The sequence below is a fragment of the Pseudoalteromonas sp. 10-33 genome (genome assembly GCF_001469195.1).
Classification (GTDB): domain Bacteria; phylum Pseudomonadota; class Gammaproteobacteria; order Enterobacterales; family Alteromonadaceae; genus Pseudoalteromonas.
Genome location: NZ_LOFI01000012.1, coordinates 136,973 through 150,653, shown reverse-complemented (window position 1 = coordinate 150,653; position 13,681 = coordinate 136,973). Strand labels below are relative to the sequence as shown.

At 40.1% G+C, this 13,681-nt stretch carries 10 protein-coding genes and 1 pseudogene; 4 read left to right on the top strand and 7 right to left on the bottom strand.

Annotated elements, in window-relative coordinates; translation table 11 throughout:
- Positions 1–113: 113 nt before the first annotated feature.
- On the top strand, positions 114–662 hold the full coding sequence (locus ATS76_RS08520) for a GNAT family N-acetyltransferase (protein WP_058551786.1): 549 nt from the start codon (positions 114–116) through the stop codon (positions 660–662).
- Positions 663–674: 12 nt separating this feature from the next.
- Here the strand turns inward: ATS76_RS08520 and ATS76_RS08515 are convergent.
- The 6 genes and pseudogenes from ATS76_RS08515 to ATS76_RS08490 all read right to left on the bottom strand — a co-directional run.
- A pseudogene (locus tag ATS76_RS08515) lies at positions 675–926 on the bottom strand (GNAT family N-acetyltransferase); the annotation flags it as partial.
- A 22-nt stretch (positions 927–948) separates the two neighbouring features.
- Complete coding sequence (locus tag ATS76_RS08510) at positions 949–1,539, bottom strand: DUF2238 domain-containing protein (protein WP_058429053.1); 591 nt, start codon at positions 1,537–1,539, stop codon at positions 949–951.
- Between the two features lie 101 nt (positions 1,540–1,640).
- Positions 1,641–2,432 (bottom strand): SDR family oxidoreductase, encoded by a 792-nt coding sequence (locus ATS76_RS08505; RefSeq protein WP_058551785.1) that lies wholly within the window; start codon positions 2,430–2,432, stop codon positions 1,641–1,643.
- A 45-nt stretch (positions 2,433–2,477) separates the two neighbouring features.
- Entirely contained in the window at positions 2,478–2,981 is a 504-nt protein-coding gene (locus ATS76_RS08500) for an Mpo1 family 2-hydroxy fatty acid dioxygenase (protein WP_010557363.1), read from the bottom strand.
- Positions 2,982–3,069: 88 nt separating this feature from the next.
- Complete coding sequence (locus ATS76_RS08495) at positions 3,070–3,471, bottom strand: hypothetical protein (protein WP_058551784.1); 402 nt, start codon at positions 3,469–3,471, stop codon at positions 3,070–3,072.
- A gap of 175 nt (positions 3,472–3,646) precedes the next feature.
- Positions 3,647–4,315 carry a Crp/Fnr family transcriptional regulator gene (locus ATS76_RS08490; RefSeq protein ID WP_008129892.1) on the bottom strand — a complete coding sequence of 223 codons (669 nt, stop codon included), beginning with the start codon at positions 4,313–4,315 and terminating at the stop codon, positions 3,647–3,649.
- A gap of 495 nt (positions 4,316–4,810) precedes the next feature.
- Between ATS76_RS08490 and ATS76_RS08485 the strand changes: the two genes are divergently transcribed.
- From ATS76_RS08485 to ATS76_RS08475, 3 genes are all read left to right on the top strand, one after another.
- Positions 4,811–7,780, top strand: coding sequence for a TonB-dependent receptor (locus tag ATS76_RS08485; RefSeq protein WP_006792260.1), 2,970 nt, complete (start codon positions 4,811–4,813; stop codon positions 7,778–7,780).
- A 95-nt stretch (positions 7,781–7,875) separates the two neighbouring features.
- Complete coding sequence (locus ATS76_RS08480) at positions 7,876–9,426, top strand: tryptophan halogenase family protein (RefSeq protein WP_058551783.1); 1,551 nt, start codon at positions 7,876–7,878, stop codon at positions 9,424–9,426.
- On the top strand, positions 9,419–10,906 hold the full coding sequence (locus ATS76_RS08475; protein WP_058551782.1) for a tryptophan halogenase family protein: 1,488 nt from the start codon (positions 9,419–9,421) through the stop codon (positions 10,904–10,906). Before ATS76_RS08480 ends, ATS76_RS08475 begins: the two co-directional genes overlap by 8 nt.
- A gap of 86 nt (positions 10,907–10,992) precedes the next feature.
- Here the strand turns inward: ATS76_RS08475 and ATS76_RS08470 are convergent, their stop codons facing one another.
- Positions 10,993–13,560, bottom strand: coding sequence for a glycoside hydrolase family 3 protein (locus ATS76_RS08470; RefSeq protein ID WP_058551781.1), 2,568 nt, complete (start codon positions 13,558–13,560; stop codon positions 10,993–10,995).
- Positions 13,561–13,681 lie beyond the last annotated feature (121 nt).

The following is a 13,681-nucleotide window of genomic DNA, read 5'->3' as shown; positions in this document are numbered from 1 at the left end:
ACACTCGCTGCGCTCGCTAGGGACAAAAACACGTAGGCTCCCTGCGCTTCGCTTGGTATTGTAGCCTACGTATTTTTGCCCGTTATGCGGGTGTTATAAGGCATAGTTGAAAAATGTTGAAAACGGAAAGATTGCTGCTTCGTCAGTGGGCAGAAGACGACTTTCTTCCTTTCGCAGAAATGTGCAGCGACAAGGATGTTATGGAGTTTTTCCCAAAGCTTCAGACGCAATCAGAAAGTTATGAAATGGCAAAAAAGATTCAGGCCTTGATCGAAGGTCGGGGTTGGGGATTGTGGGCGCTGGAAATTCCAAATCAACATAGGTTTATTGGGTTTGTCGGCTTGCATATCCCCAAAGACAATATGCCGTTTTCGCCATGCGTAGAAATTGGGTGGCGGTTATCAAAACAATATTGGGGTAAAGGGTACGCAACAGAAGCTGCTGAAAAAGCACTCGAATATGCTTTTAACAAATTAAATTTAAGTGAGGTTGTCTCGTTTACTACTGTGGCCAATGTACGTTCTATGGCAGTCATGCAAAAAATTGGTATGTGTAACAGCGGTCAAAATTTCATGCATCCAAATATTGAAGCTTCGCATCCACAGTGTGAGCATGTACTATATAAAATAAGTAAGTCAGAGTGGCATCAAAGTGTCTTATAACAAGCACATTAAAAGGTGCGGGGTAATAAATACATCTGCCAAGTAGGCAAAAGTAGCGTTGTCGGTAACTACCCGTGCAAAACCAACTTGCTCGTTGTTAGGGCTATACACGCCAAAGCACATTGAATTATCAATCGCTTTTTGCATCACACTTTTAGGTATGCCTTTTGCCCAGTAGCTATTAGCAATAAAGTTATAAATAACGTTAAAGTTAAGCTTAGACTTGTCTGTACTAATTGAGTAGTTGTGAGGTTGTTGAGTCATTTTTAACTATCCAGTGAAGTATTTAATAGTTTTTTACATACTTTAACTGTGTATCGTGTAGTTTTGAAAGCAGCAGTAACGAGCAAATAGCACCAAATAACGCTAATGCCATATCAGACTGTGTATCCCACACATACCCTTGCGTACCTAAAAAAGCCTCAGCGTTTTCACCGGTCAGTACTGCCACCCACCACTCTATTAATTCGTAAAACGCACTAAACGCCAAACTGACAGATATAACAAATAAAGTTAACCAACCTCGGCCATTCACAACTTGCTTTCGTAGCAGTATTTCGCGCGCAAGCAAAGCAGGTACAAATCCCTGAAAAAAGTGCCCTACTTTGTCATAGTTATTGCGTTCGCTGCCAAATAAATTATCAAATAAAGGCACTTCTGCGTAGGTATAATGACCACCCACCATCAGCACAATACAATGCACTAAAATAAAAAAGTACAATAAAGAGGTTAATTTAAAGTATTTGTACGTGCTTGCTATAAGTGCTAAACCAATCATTGCGGGAATAACTTCAAGTAACCAAGTAAATTGATCTTTAGGGTTAATACCAGACCAAATTAACACACCAAAAAAAAGGCTTAGCCATGCAAATTTCACGAGTATCCTTACCTTATTTATTTAATTTTAATACAGTCTACCTTTTCAATATTAATAAAACCACCGCCTATTATTTAGCTTAATTAATAGTAAAAGTGCAATTATCTGTAGTTAGTTTTAGCAGTTAATCGATTAAATAAATTAGGAAAAAATCGTTTTATCGTTGGTGCCCAACCACTTAATCCTTGCCCAACAATAACTTCGTCTTTTTTGTTAGCAATCGCTTTAATCATTTTTTCAGCCGCACTGGATACTGCCATGCCGTTTTCAATTGATTCTTCGGGTTTATTTTGTGCGACGCCCTGCTCGTTTAACGAGTTATGTGCAATCGCTGTTTTAATCGAACCTGGGCAAATCGTTAAGCAATGAATATTGTGCTCTGCTACTTCTGCTCGTAGGCAATCCATAAAGCCCACTACCGCATATTTTGAGCCTGAATAACCCGTTCTAAACTTTGAGCCAACTTTTCCTGCCACACTGCTAATAGCCACGATTGAACCGCTTTTTCTTGCAACCATTGAAGGTAATATCGCTTTTGTCAGTGCTATTAAACCAAAATAGTTAACCTCCATAAGCTGGCGGTATACGTTAAAGTCGTTTTCTAAAAATAAACTGCGCTGCGACACACCGCCGTTATTAATTAAAATATCGATAGAAGGTAAAGTGTGCAGTAAATCAGTAACCTGAGTCAAAACAGCCTCAGGCGCTGACAAATCAAGCGGTATAATTAAATGCCCATCACCTTCAAGCGTTGCTTTTACTTCGGTGAGCTTTTCAACATTGCGGGCAGATAAAATGACGCGTGCGCCTTGCTTTGCAAATTGAACCGCAAGCTCCTTGCCAATGCCTGACGATGCACCTGTGATCCACACTGTTTTATTATTAAAATTCATAGGCACCTCTTTGCTCAATGAAGCTTTTGATTTAAGTAAGTGAATTTACGCCTTTGTTGGCCCTGCAATATTGTTCACTTCAATTTCGAGCTGTTTGTAAAAGCCCATTAAAAATAGTAATTCTACAGTTACATACAATGGGCCAATAATTAAGCCAATTAAATCATCAACAAACGCGGGCTTTTTGCCTTCATAATAATGTCCAATAAATTGCAACACCCAACCAAACACAAATACGCCCACGCCAATACTTAACCAAGGCCAAAATGTCATAGCTGCTATAGGCTCAGCAGCAAACAGCAATGCAGTAAACAATATAGCCATAATTAAACCCAGCGATAGACTTAACATGAAGTAATAAATTACCGAAGCTAAAACAAATATTTGGGCAGCATTAATAACAACGCCACCAAGGGGTATTTCAATGCGAGCAAGTAAACATAAAACGGCAAATACAATAAGTGGGATACCAAAAAAATGAGTAAGCACATTGCGCTTAGAGCGGTGATATAAACCATATTTTCCCAGTTGTTGTTGAAGTGTTTGCATTGTGTATTCCTCAATAAATATTTAGCTAAGCACTAAACATAACAAATAAACGCGTAACAACAATGTCACCTACCCGACATTTGCTAATTTAAGCTAACGCCGAAATAATACTTCCCTTTTCTCGTTCTGGTTGAGTATCCATTCGTTCACGTCCATTTTGATACTCCTGTTCGAGCATTTTTTGTAGTTCGTCCATTTTTTTGTTAATTGAATCACTGTCAGCGCCTTGCTTTTGTAACTGCTCTGATAACTCTTCTATTAATGCTTTTATCTCTGCTATTTTGTCTTTATCGATACCTAAACGTTGGTATACCAATGCCTCTTGAGCATTTTGTAAAAAATTATTAGCAACCTTTGGCTCATTAAACTCTTTCGGTTGTTGGGTGGTTTGTTGGATGGGGACATCTGTTGCCGCACTCTTATTTATTAATGCCGCATTAGTGTCACTTACATAGCTACTATATTGATTTATGTAAGAAGTTATCATCATTAGCTTAAATCCATTGCTGCAAAGTATTATCTGTAGCAATTTTGGTTCCAAAAAATGGTGAAAATAAACTAAGTTAAAGCTAGGCAACCAAAAATCTAGTTAAACAATTGAGGGTTTGTTTTTATTTTGCCAAAAATTTAAATTTTAACTGAAGGTTTATTGTGCAGCGCTTGAGTTAACTAGCAAGCGCCTGCAATTTACTTACATCCAGCACTGTAATGCACTGATACCCCAAACTAATGGCATTTTTTTTAACCAGTTTTTGTAGTATTTGATTTATGGTTTGCCGTGTTAAATAGGTCATATCCGCTAATTGTTGCTGAGACAATGCCAATGGCGCTGAAAAATTGGTTTGCTCACTCAGCATTAACAATCTGTTACATACCTTTTGCTCAGCACTGTGCAATGCATGATCTTCCATTGAAGAAAACATAAGCCGTAATTTTTGTGCCAATAATAAACCAAACTCCTGCCAATACTCAGGGTGTTTACTTAATAGTTGCTCTAATGAACGTTGTGGTACATAAAATAACTGAGCGTCAGTTTGTGCGTAAACGTCATGGGTTCTTAAGCCTTTATCAAATAACGTTACTTCACCAAACCATAACGACGCATCGATGAAACTCAAAACGGCCTCTTTACCATTACTATTTACGCCACTAATTCGCATAACGCCACTTAAAACAACGTATATTCCATCATGCGCATCGCCACGTAAAAATAGCGCTTGTTGGGCTTTTAAAGTGAGTATTTTACCGTGAGCTAATAAAAACATTTTTAGCTTGGGGCTACGATTTTTAAACCATTGCCCTTGCTCTATTACCGCTTGCTGATGCGCCTTCATGGTACCTCTTTAACAATCGTACTCACTTTTTGGAACCCAACGATATTTGCTAATTTCAAATAATTCATTAAATTTGATTGCTCCGTTTTTAACTGTATTTCAACTTAACATTATTTGTTAATTTACTTGCACAATAACTCGAATTTATGACAATCCACTCAGATATATCAAGGGTCTAATCATTACATGTTGCGAGATTCAATTACTAGCACCACTTTTAAAGCATATTAATTTGGCATAATTTTAATGCAGTTTAACCAATCCCTTCACTCACAGTATAAATTACATTTTTCGAACAAATATATTTCATTTTATTAAAACATTAGTTGATCCTTCTATGAAATTGGTCTAGCATTTCTGGAAGCGCTTCCACATAGGCGATTTTTAATTTTCGTTTCTGGAAGCGCTTCCACACATTTGACAATGTTAACATTTACACAATAACAGCCTCATACAAGCTGTTAATAATAATGATAAAAGTACGAGGGAAACCGAATGGCTAACCATATTGTAAGAAAAACAAAGATAGCAACCAGCCTATCTTTGATTTTAAGCGCATCTGTATCTTTACCGTTGCTTGCACAAGAAGAAGCAAATCAAGACGTTGAAGTAATTCAGGTCACTGGCTTTAAAAGTAGCATTAAAGAATCAACTCGATTAAAACGTGATGCCGCAGGTGTGGTAGACGCCATTTCTGCTGAAGATATTGGTAAATTTCCCGATACCAATTTAGCCGAATCGCTACAGCGTATTACCGGTGTGTCGATTGATCGCTCAAACGGTGAAGGTTCTAAAGTGACCGTTCGTGGTTTTGGCCCCGATTACAATATGGTAACCCTAAATGGTCGCACAATGCCTGCTGCATCTCTTCCTGCAGGTGGCGGCACTCCCAATTCTCGTGCATTTGATTTTGCTAATTTGGCATCTGATAGCGTTAAATCAGTTGAAGTTTATAAAACAGGTAAAGCAAGTATTGCCTCTGGTGGTATTGGTGCAACTATTAACATTAACACTGCCCGGCCACTCGACAACCCTGGATTTATTTCAAGTATTGGTGTTAAAGCACTTCACGATACAACTAATCGCGTAGGCGATGACATTACACCTGAGCTTTCGGGTATTATTAGCTGGACCGACAGCGACGCTAAATTTGGCGCATCGTTAACGGCAAGCATGCAACAGCGCGATAGCTCATCAACAGGTGCATTTGTAAATCAGTGGAATACATCGGCTTTTGACGGCACTATTCCTCAAGCAGCTGACGATATTGTTTTAACTAACGCACCAGAGATTGGCCAGCTTTATTCAATGCCATCAGATTTACGTTATACCATAGCCGACAGAGAGCGTACGCGTACAAATGCGCAATTAACATTTCAGTACAGCCCAATTGATGATTTAACAGCCACACTTGATTACACATACTCTAAACAAGATTTATTTGAAGCACGTGCTGAGCAGTCTCTTTGGATGGACAATTACAAAAGTGCGCTAACCTTTGATGACAACACCGTTAAAACACCTGTCTATTACCGTGAAGAGCGCCGCGATCTGCAAACGCGTGATTTAGGTTTAGCATTTCAAGAGTTAAATCAAGTAAATAAAAACGATTCAATCGGCTTAAATGTAGAGTATTACTTTAACTCTGAGTTGAGCTTTATGTTTGATGCGCACAATTCAAAAGCCACCAGTAAACCTGATGCACCATACGGCAGCTGGGTTAATGCAGGCCTTGGTGCAAATGTTATTAATGCACAAGAAGTAGACTTTAGCCGCGAACTTCCTTCCATGAGTATAGATTTTAACGACTGTCGACGCGCTAACTTAAACTGTAACAATACGCTCGACCCTGCAGATGTAGGTACCTCGATATTAGACTCTAATTTTGCAAGCCAAGAATCTGAAGTGAACGAATTTAGGCTTCATGGTAAATATGAGCTGGAAAACGGTGTAATTGACTTTGGCGTAGAATCTCGCTCTATGGAAAGCCATTCACTTCAGTCACTTACTCGTAACACGATGGGAAATTGGGGAGTTGAAAACCCTGGTGAATTACCTGACGGTTATTTAAATCCTACCAACTTTTTAGCTGAGTTTGACGATTACGATACGTCTGGTTCATTTAATCAAGGCTATACGGGCAGCGCTTCACAAATAGGTTATTGGGCAGGCGAGCAATATGGATTTAACTTCGCAGCCGATGGCGCTTTTGCTACAAACCGCACCATAGAAGAAGATATTACTGCGGCCTTTGTTCAGTTCACTTATACTGGTTATTTTAATGACATGCCTTACAACATCGTTGTTGGCGCACGTCACGAGTCAACTGATATTACTTCAACTGCTAATATCGACCTGCCAAATGCCATTGCTTGGGAAGGCAACAACGATTTTAACGTACGCTTTGGCTCAGATAAGCAAGATTTCACACTAAAATCTAGTTACGATCATTTTTTACCCAGCTTAGACTTTGACATAGAAGTAATCGAAAACGTAAAAGCGCGCTTTTCTTACAGTACAACAATTGCCCGTCCAACGTATGACAACTTAAGTTCTGCCGCTACTGTCGGTGTACCGGGAGCGCCAACCTTATTGCCTGGTTCGTCACCAGCAACGGCGTCAACAGGTAATCCTGGTTTAGTGCCGCTTGAGTCAGATAACATTGATGTATCGGCAGAATGGTATTTTGCAGAAACAAGCTATGTATCGGTAGGTTACTACACAAAAGATATCGAAAACTTTATTGGTTTAACGCCAATGACACAAAATTACTATGGTTTACGTGATGCAACTGCGGGCCCTCGCGCGCAAGCTGCCATTGCAGAGCTTGAAGCCCGTGGGCTTGCTGTTACAGATTCAAACTTATTCCAAATGGTTGCTGCTACCGAAAATGGGGTAGATTTTGATTCTATGACTTACGAAGAATTTGAAGCGGCGTACGATGTTATTGCTAACAGCGATGACCCACTACTCGATTTTACTGCACAAGTACCAACCAATAATAAAAGCGCCACCATAGATGGTTTTGAAATTGCATTTCAACACTTTTTTGGTGAAAGCGGTTTTGGCGTTCAAGCAAACTACACTACCGTTAATGGCGATATAGACTTTGATGTAAATGCTAGCCCTTCTACAACGCAGTTTGCACTTGTAGGGCTAAGCGATACAGCCAACTTTATTGCCATGTACGAAAACGATGACTTTCAAGCCCGTGTTGCCTATAACTGGCGGGATAAGTTTTTAAATAGTGCTGCGCGTTACGTTAACGAACCTGGTTTTACTGAAGAGTATTATCAAATCGACTTTAACGTTGCGTACAACTACAGCGAACAGCTTTCGTTTTTTGTTGAAGGCATAAATATTACTGAGCAAAACAGCCGCGAACATGGCCGTACATCAGTGCAATTATGGAACTTACAACAACTAGGCGCACGCTACAATATTGGTATGCGTTACAACTTCTAAAGGTAATACCAAGCAAAGCCGTTAGTTTTTACTAGCGGCTTTTTTGTATTTAAAACGATATAGTTCACGTGTTATCAAGTTTAGGGTTTTAACTCATGACCAAACCAATAAAAAAAATAGTCATTTTAGGTGGTGGTACAGCCGGCTGGCTAAGTGCGGGTTTATTAGCTGCTGAGCATCCACATTTGAGTGTCACGTTAATTGAGTCAGCAAACGTACCAATACTAGGTGTAGGCGAAGGCACGTGGCCTTCAATGCGTAATACGTTACAGCGTATTGGCATTAAAGAAATTGATTTTATAACCCAGTGCGATGCCACCTTTAAGCAAGGTTCTAAATTTATAAATTGGCGCAACCTAAATAAGGGAGAAAACTACTACCACCCTTTTATGGACCCTCAAGGCTACGAGCAAACCAATTTACACGCAAGTTGGCAACGTATTGCACCTAACCAAAAGTTTGCTGACGTTGTTAATATGCAAAGTTTTGTATGCCAAGCAGCACTTGCACCAAAACAATTACAAACACCCGAATACGCAGCAGTCACCAACTATGGCTATCATTTAGATGCAGGTAAATTTGCCGAGTTTTTAAAAAACCACGGTGTTAAAAACTTAAATGTTACACATATTACTGACGATGTAACCCACGTTATTAACGACGAGCATGGCTATATTGCCTCATTAAAAACAAATAAAAATGGCGATATAACAGGTGATTTATTTTTAGATTGCTCAGGCTCTCGTGCGCGTTTAATTGGTGAGCATTTTAATAGTGAGTTTATAGCGCAAGATCATATTTTATTTAACAACAGCGCTGTTGCAGCGCAAGTACCTAATGCACACATCAATCAGCCAATTGCCTCTGCAACGCTCTCTACTGCGCAAAGTAACGGCTGGATTTGGGATATAGCCCTACCCACACGCCGTGGCACAGGTTATGTATTTAGTAGTAAATACCAAAGCGATGAAAGCGCAACTGATACTTTAAAAAGCTACATAGCTGAAAGTACTAGCGAGCAACAAGCTGAGCAGCTTAACTACCGTGTATTAAAATTCAGCCCTGGGTACAGACAAAAGTTTTGGATTAAAAACTGTGTTGCCGTGGGTATGTCGGCTGGATTTTTAGAGCCACTTGAAGCCTCTGCACTTGCCATGGTTGAACTTTCAATTAGTATGCTGAGCGAGCAACTACCACAAAACCGCACGCATATGAGCCAACTTGCAAATCGCTTTAACGACCGTTTTAGCACGCGCTGGCAACGTGTTGTCGAATTTTTAAAACTCCATTATGTTTTAAGCGAACGCGACGATACCCCTTACTGGCAAAATATTCGTGATTTAACAACTGCACCAGAGCGCCTACAAAATTTACTTAAACTGTGGCAATTTCAGCCCCCTAGCCGCTTTGACTTTATTGAAAACGAAGAAGTATTTTCATCAAGTAGTTACCAGTATGTTTTATACGGCATGGGCTTTAATACACAAACTGTATCTGCACAAAATGCATTTAACGACCCACGTGCTGGGGATTACTATTATCAGCAAAACCGTGAAAAAATAGCGCAATACTTAAAAGGCTTACCGAGTAACCGCGCGCTTTTAAATGATCTTTTATCTAATAATAGGCAGCCACATAATGACTAAAACAAATGCAGTTAAAAATGTAGTAATAGCGGGAGGCGGCACTGCAGGCTGGATGGCTGCGGCTGCACTTGCAAAATTAATTGGCAAAAATATACACGTTACCCTCGTTGAATCTGACGATATTGGCACTGTAGGCGTTGGCGAGGCAACAATTCCGCCTATTCGTACGTTTCATAAATTGCTAGGTATAAACGAGCAAACTTTTATGAAAGCCACTCAAGCAAGCTTTAAATTAGGTATTAGCTTTGAGAACTGGGGCGATGAAAACACGCGTTATATTCACTCATTTGGCGCAACGGGCAAAGAATGTTGGGCGGGTGAGTTTCATCACTTTTGGCTACAAGGCAAAACTCTAGGAATACACAACCCATTTGGCGATTACTGTTACGAGCTGCAAGCGGCTAAAGCCGGTAAATTTGCGTTTAACCAACAAAACCCTATTAACTACGCCTACCATATGGATGCTACCCGCTACGCGCAGTTTTTACGTGAATTTTCAGAGCCATTAGGTGTAAAGCGTGTTGAAGGTAAAATACAAAAAGTAGTAAAAAATGCTAAAACAGGCCACATAGAATCATTACTTTTAAATAGTGGCGAGCAAATAAACGGCGACTTTTTTATAGATTGCACCGGCTTTAGAGGCTTATTAATAGAGCAAGCACTGCATACGGGCTACGAAGATTGGTCGCACTTATTACCATGCAATAGCGCCATTGCAGTACAAACAAAATCAACCAGCAATACCGTATTGCCACTTACCCGCTCTATTGCCCATAAAAGTGGTTGGCAATGGCGTATACCGCTGCAAAATCGTGTAGGCAATGGGTTAGTGTATTGCAGCCAATATATGGATGACGAACAAGCTAAAGCGTTATTGCTAAATAACATTGAAGGTGAAGCGCTTACAGAACCCCGTGTTATTAAATTTAAAACTGGGCGTCGCTTAAAAGGCTGGAACAAAAACTGCCTTGCGCTTGGTCTTGCAAGCGGTTTTGTTGAACCACTTGAGTCCACCAGCATTCATTTAATTATGTCGGGTATTATTCGCTTTATGCGTTTATTTCCGTTTAATGGCATAACCAATCACGCCATTGATGAATACAACAAACAACTTAAAAGCGAAATTGAAAATATTCGCGATTTTATTGTGCTGCATTACAAAGTAACTAATCGCGATGACAGCGAGTTTTGGCTGCATTGTAGCGCCATGGAAGTGCCAAAAACACTTAAGCATAAAATTGATTTGTTTAAACAAACTGGCCGTGTATTTTTAGACGATGGTGATATTTTTAGAGTCGATTCGTGGGTGCAAGTTATGCTTGGTCAAGGTATTGGGCCCGAACAACACCACTTAATAGCCAGCATGATGAGCGACGAAGAACTCACCCGTTTTTTACACGGTATTAAACAGCAAATAGAACAGCGCGTTAGCCAATTACCGCCGCATCATGAATTTTTAAAACACTATTGCCCTGCATAAATCTCCTCTTTAAAAAAGCCCTGAAAAAAGCCCTTAAAAAAGGGCTTTGAGACAACACACAATAAACTTAACTTATAAACATGCTATTACTCACACTTAACCGTGGCGATATTATCGCTTTGTGGTTTAAAGCTAATATCTGCAACTGAAACGCTAAGCTCTCCTGCCGTTTTAATAATAAACGGGCTGGTTACTCTGGCAAAATCAACGCCCTTTTTAGCAAAACAGGTTAAATCTATACTCATTGTTTGCCATGTATTTAAGGCTGAATTTTTAAGCTCATTGGTAATATTAAGCTCGCCACCACAGCCTTGCTCGCATTTCATACCTAGTTGCACTTGCTCTGTTGGCATTGTATTTATTTTATAGCTAAAACTAAGCGCTGAATTGGCCTCAATATAAGCTACTTTGTCTTCAGTAAAGTTACTGTTAATTTCGATATAGCTTGTGCTAGAGCCTGTAAAATTAAACGCCATCGCATCTTCTTGAATGGTTTTATCTTCAGTATGATAAGTAATGCCGCCAAGCTTTACACTATTACTTGCTACTTGGTGCTGCTCGCTGTTTGAATTTAAAAACAAACGCCACGGTGTTTTAAAGCTGCCATTAAATATAGATAGCGGCGCAAGGTTACTAATATCAACACCTGAGTCTTCATTTAGGTTATTGGCAAGGGTGCTTTTATCTTTATAGGTTAACCCAAATCCATAAGGTAGTAGCGGTGCATAATGTTCATCACCCTTGTTTACAGCCGTTTGTAGTGGCGTTTTAGGCCACGAGAACGATAACCTACCTTTAAAGTCATGTTGTACTTGCCCATTTTCATCCGCTAATAAAACATCAGCAATGCCTTGTCCTTCAGTGCCAGGAAGCCATGCAGCTACAAACGCATCAGATGCATTTAGCTCGCTGTTAACCCACATTGGTCTGCCCGATATAAACACAGATACAACTGGTATATTTTGCTGCTTTAATGTTTTTAATATTTTAAGAGAGCGTTTATTACCTCGTTCAAACTCAAGGTTGTCTTTATCGCCATGCCCCTCTGCGTATGGTTCTTCACCAAATACAACAATGGCTACATCGGGTTTGCTAGTAAATTCACCCGTTGGGCTTAAAATAGCATTACCGCCAGCAGCCTCTATTTGCGTTTTTAGCCCCGCATAAATAGAGGTTGCCCCAGGAAAGTCTACATTTTGATTATTAGTTCCCTGCCACGTAATACTCCAACCGCCCGATTGCTTGCCTATGTTGTCGGCCGCATCGCCCGCTATAAGTATGTTGCTTGATGGGTTAAGCGGTAATAAATGGTTGTTGTTTTTAAGCAGTACTAAAGACTCTTGCACCGCTTGGCGTGCAATATCGCGATGTGCCGGCGCACCTATTAGCGCTAGTTGCCCTGAATATTTTCGATTTGCGGGGCTTGGTTTATCAAATAAACCCGCACGTAATTTAACGCGTAAAATACGTGCCACGGCGTCATTTATTCGCGCCATTGTTATTGTGCCCGCTTTTACTTGTTTAATTGTATTTTCGTAAAGTGGTTTCCAAGCACCTGTAGGCACCATAAAAATATCAAGCCCGGCATTGACCGCTTGTGGGCAGCTTTCGTTAGTACAGCCTGCAACTTGCCCGTGGCCATTCCAATCACCCACTACAAAGCCATCAAAACCCATTTTGGTTTTTAATACATCGGTAAGTAAGTATTTGTTGCCATGATTTTTTTTGCCATGCCAGCTATTAAACGACGCCATAACAGACTGGCTACCTGCCGTTAAGCCACCTACATAACCTTGCGCATGTATGTTGTACAAATCTTTTTCGGTATCAATATTATTACCTTGATCGTCGCCATCCACTGTACCGCCGTCTCCTAAAAAGTGCTTAACAGTGCTAATTACGCGTTTATCACTTAAAAAGTCACCATCGGCTCTACCTTGTAAGCCATTTACAATAGCGGCTGAATACTCGCGAACAATTGCAGGGTCCTCTGAATAGCCTTCGTAGGTTCTGCCCCAGCGATCATCGCGAACAACAGCTACGGTAGGTGCAAACACCCAATCAATACCTGTAGCCATTACTTCTACCGCTGTTGCCGCTGCAATTTGCTCTATAAGCACAGGGTTATTAGCAGCGCCTAAACCAATATTATGCGGAAATAACGTCGCACCAATGACATTATTATGTCCATGTACGGCATCAGTGCCCCACATGGTAGGGATTTTACTGCCATCAAGCGCATCATCAACCGATGCTTGATACATACTCTCTGCAAGCGCTATCCAATCAGCGGGAGTGGCATGTTTATTAGCATTAGGAAACGAGCCTCCCCCATTTAAGTAAGAGCCAAAGCCATATTTGCGCATATCTTCAACGGTTATATCGCGAATTTCTGGTTGGATCATTTGTGCTACTTTTTGCTCAAGCGTCATCGACTTTAAATAATCGGCAATTGTATTTTCGATTTCGGCGCTTTTTTGTACTTTGTTTTTAAGTGTTGGCCAAAGTGTTATATCGCCTTGTTTGTACTCCGAGGCGCTAATATGATTACTACTGACTTGCGTTTGCTGTTTATTACACGATGTTAAAACGCATATTCCTCCCACTAAAATGGGAAGTATTTTTAATGCATTTGTGCTTAAGCTTTTTCTCATTATTATGGCCCTGTGTTATCTGGGTATGTTTTTATAATGTAATTTGGTTATTTAAATATAACTATTGACCTGCTTAACAATAGCCACTAACCTAAATATGGAAGCGCTTCCTGAAATTTAT

Coding starts and splice junctions, on each gene's coding strand:
- ATS76_RS08520 (WP_058551786.1), top strand. CDS start 114: ATGTTGAAAACGGAAAGATTGCTGCTTCGTCAGTGGGCAGAAGACGAC.
- ATS76_RS08505 (WP_058551785.1), bottom strand. CDS start 2,432: ATGAATTTTAATAATAAAACAGTGTGGATCACAGGTGCATCGTCAGGC.
- ATS76_RS08500 (WP_010557363.1), bottom strand. CDS start 2,981: ATGCAAACACTTCAACAACAACTGGGAAAATATGGTTTATATCACCGC.
- ATS76_RS08495 (WP_058551784.1), bottom strand. CDS start 3,471: ATGATGATAACTTCTTACATAAATCAATATAGTAGCTATGTAAGTGAC.
- ATS76_RS08490 (WP_008129892.1), bottom strand. CDS start 4,315: ATGAAGGCGCATCAGCAAGCGGTAATAGAGCAAGGGCAATGGTTTAAA.
- ATS76_RS08485 (WP_006792260.1), top strand. CDS start 4,811: ATGGCTAACCATATTGTAAGAAAAACAAAGATAGCAACCAGCCTATCT.
- ATS76_RS08480 (WP_058551783.1), top strand. CDS start 7,876: ATGACCAAACCAATAAAAAAAATAGTCATTTTAGGTGGTGGTACAGCC.
- ATS76_RS08475 (WP_058551782.1), top strand. CDS start 9,419: ATGACTAAAACAAATGCAGTTAAAAATGTAGTAATAGCGGGAGGCGGC.
- ATS76_RS08470 (WP_058551781.1), bottom strand. CDS start 13,560: ATGAGAAAAAGCTTAAGCACAAATGCATTAAAAATACTTCCCATTTTA.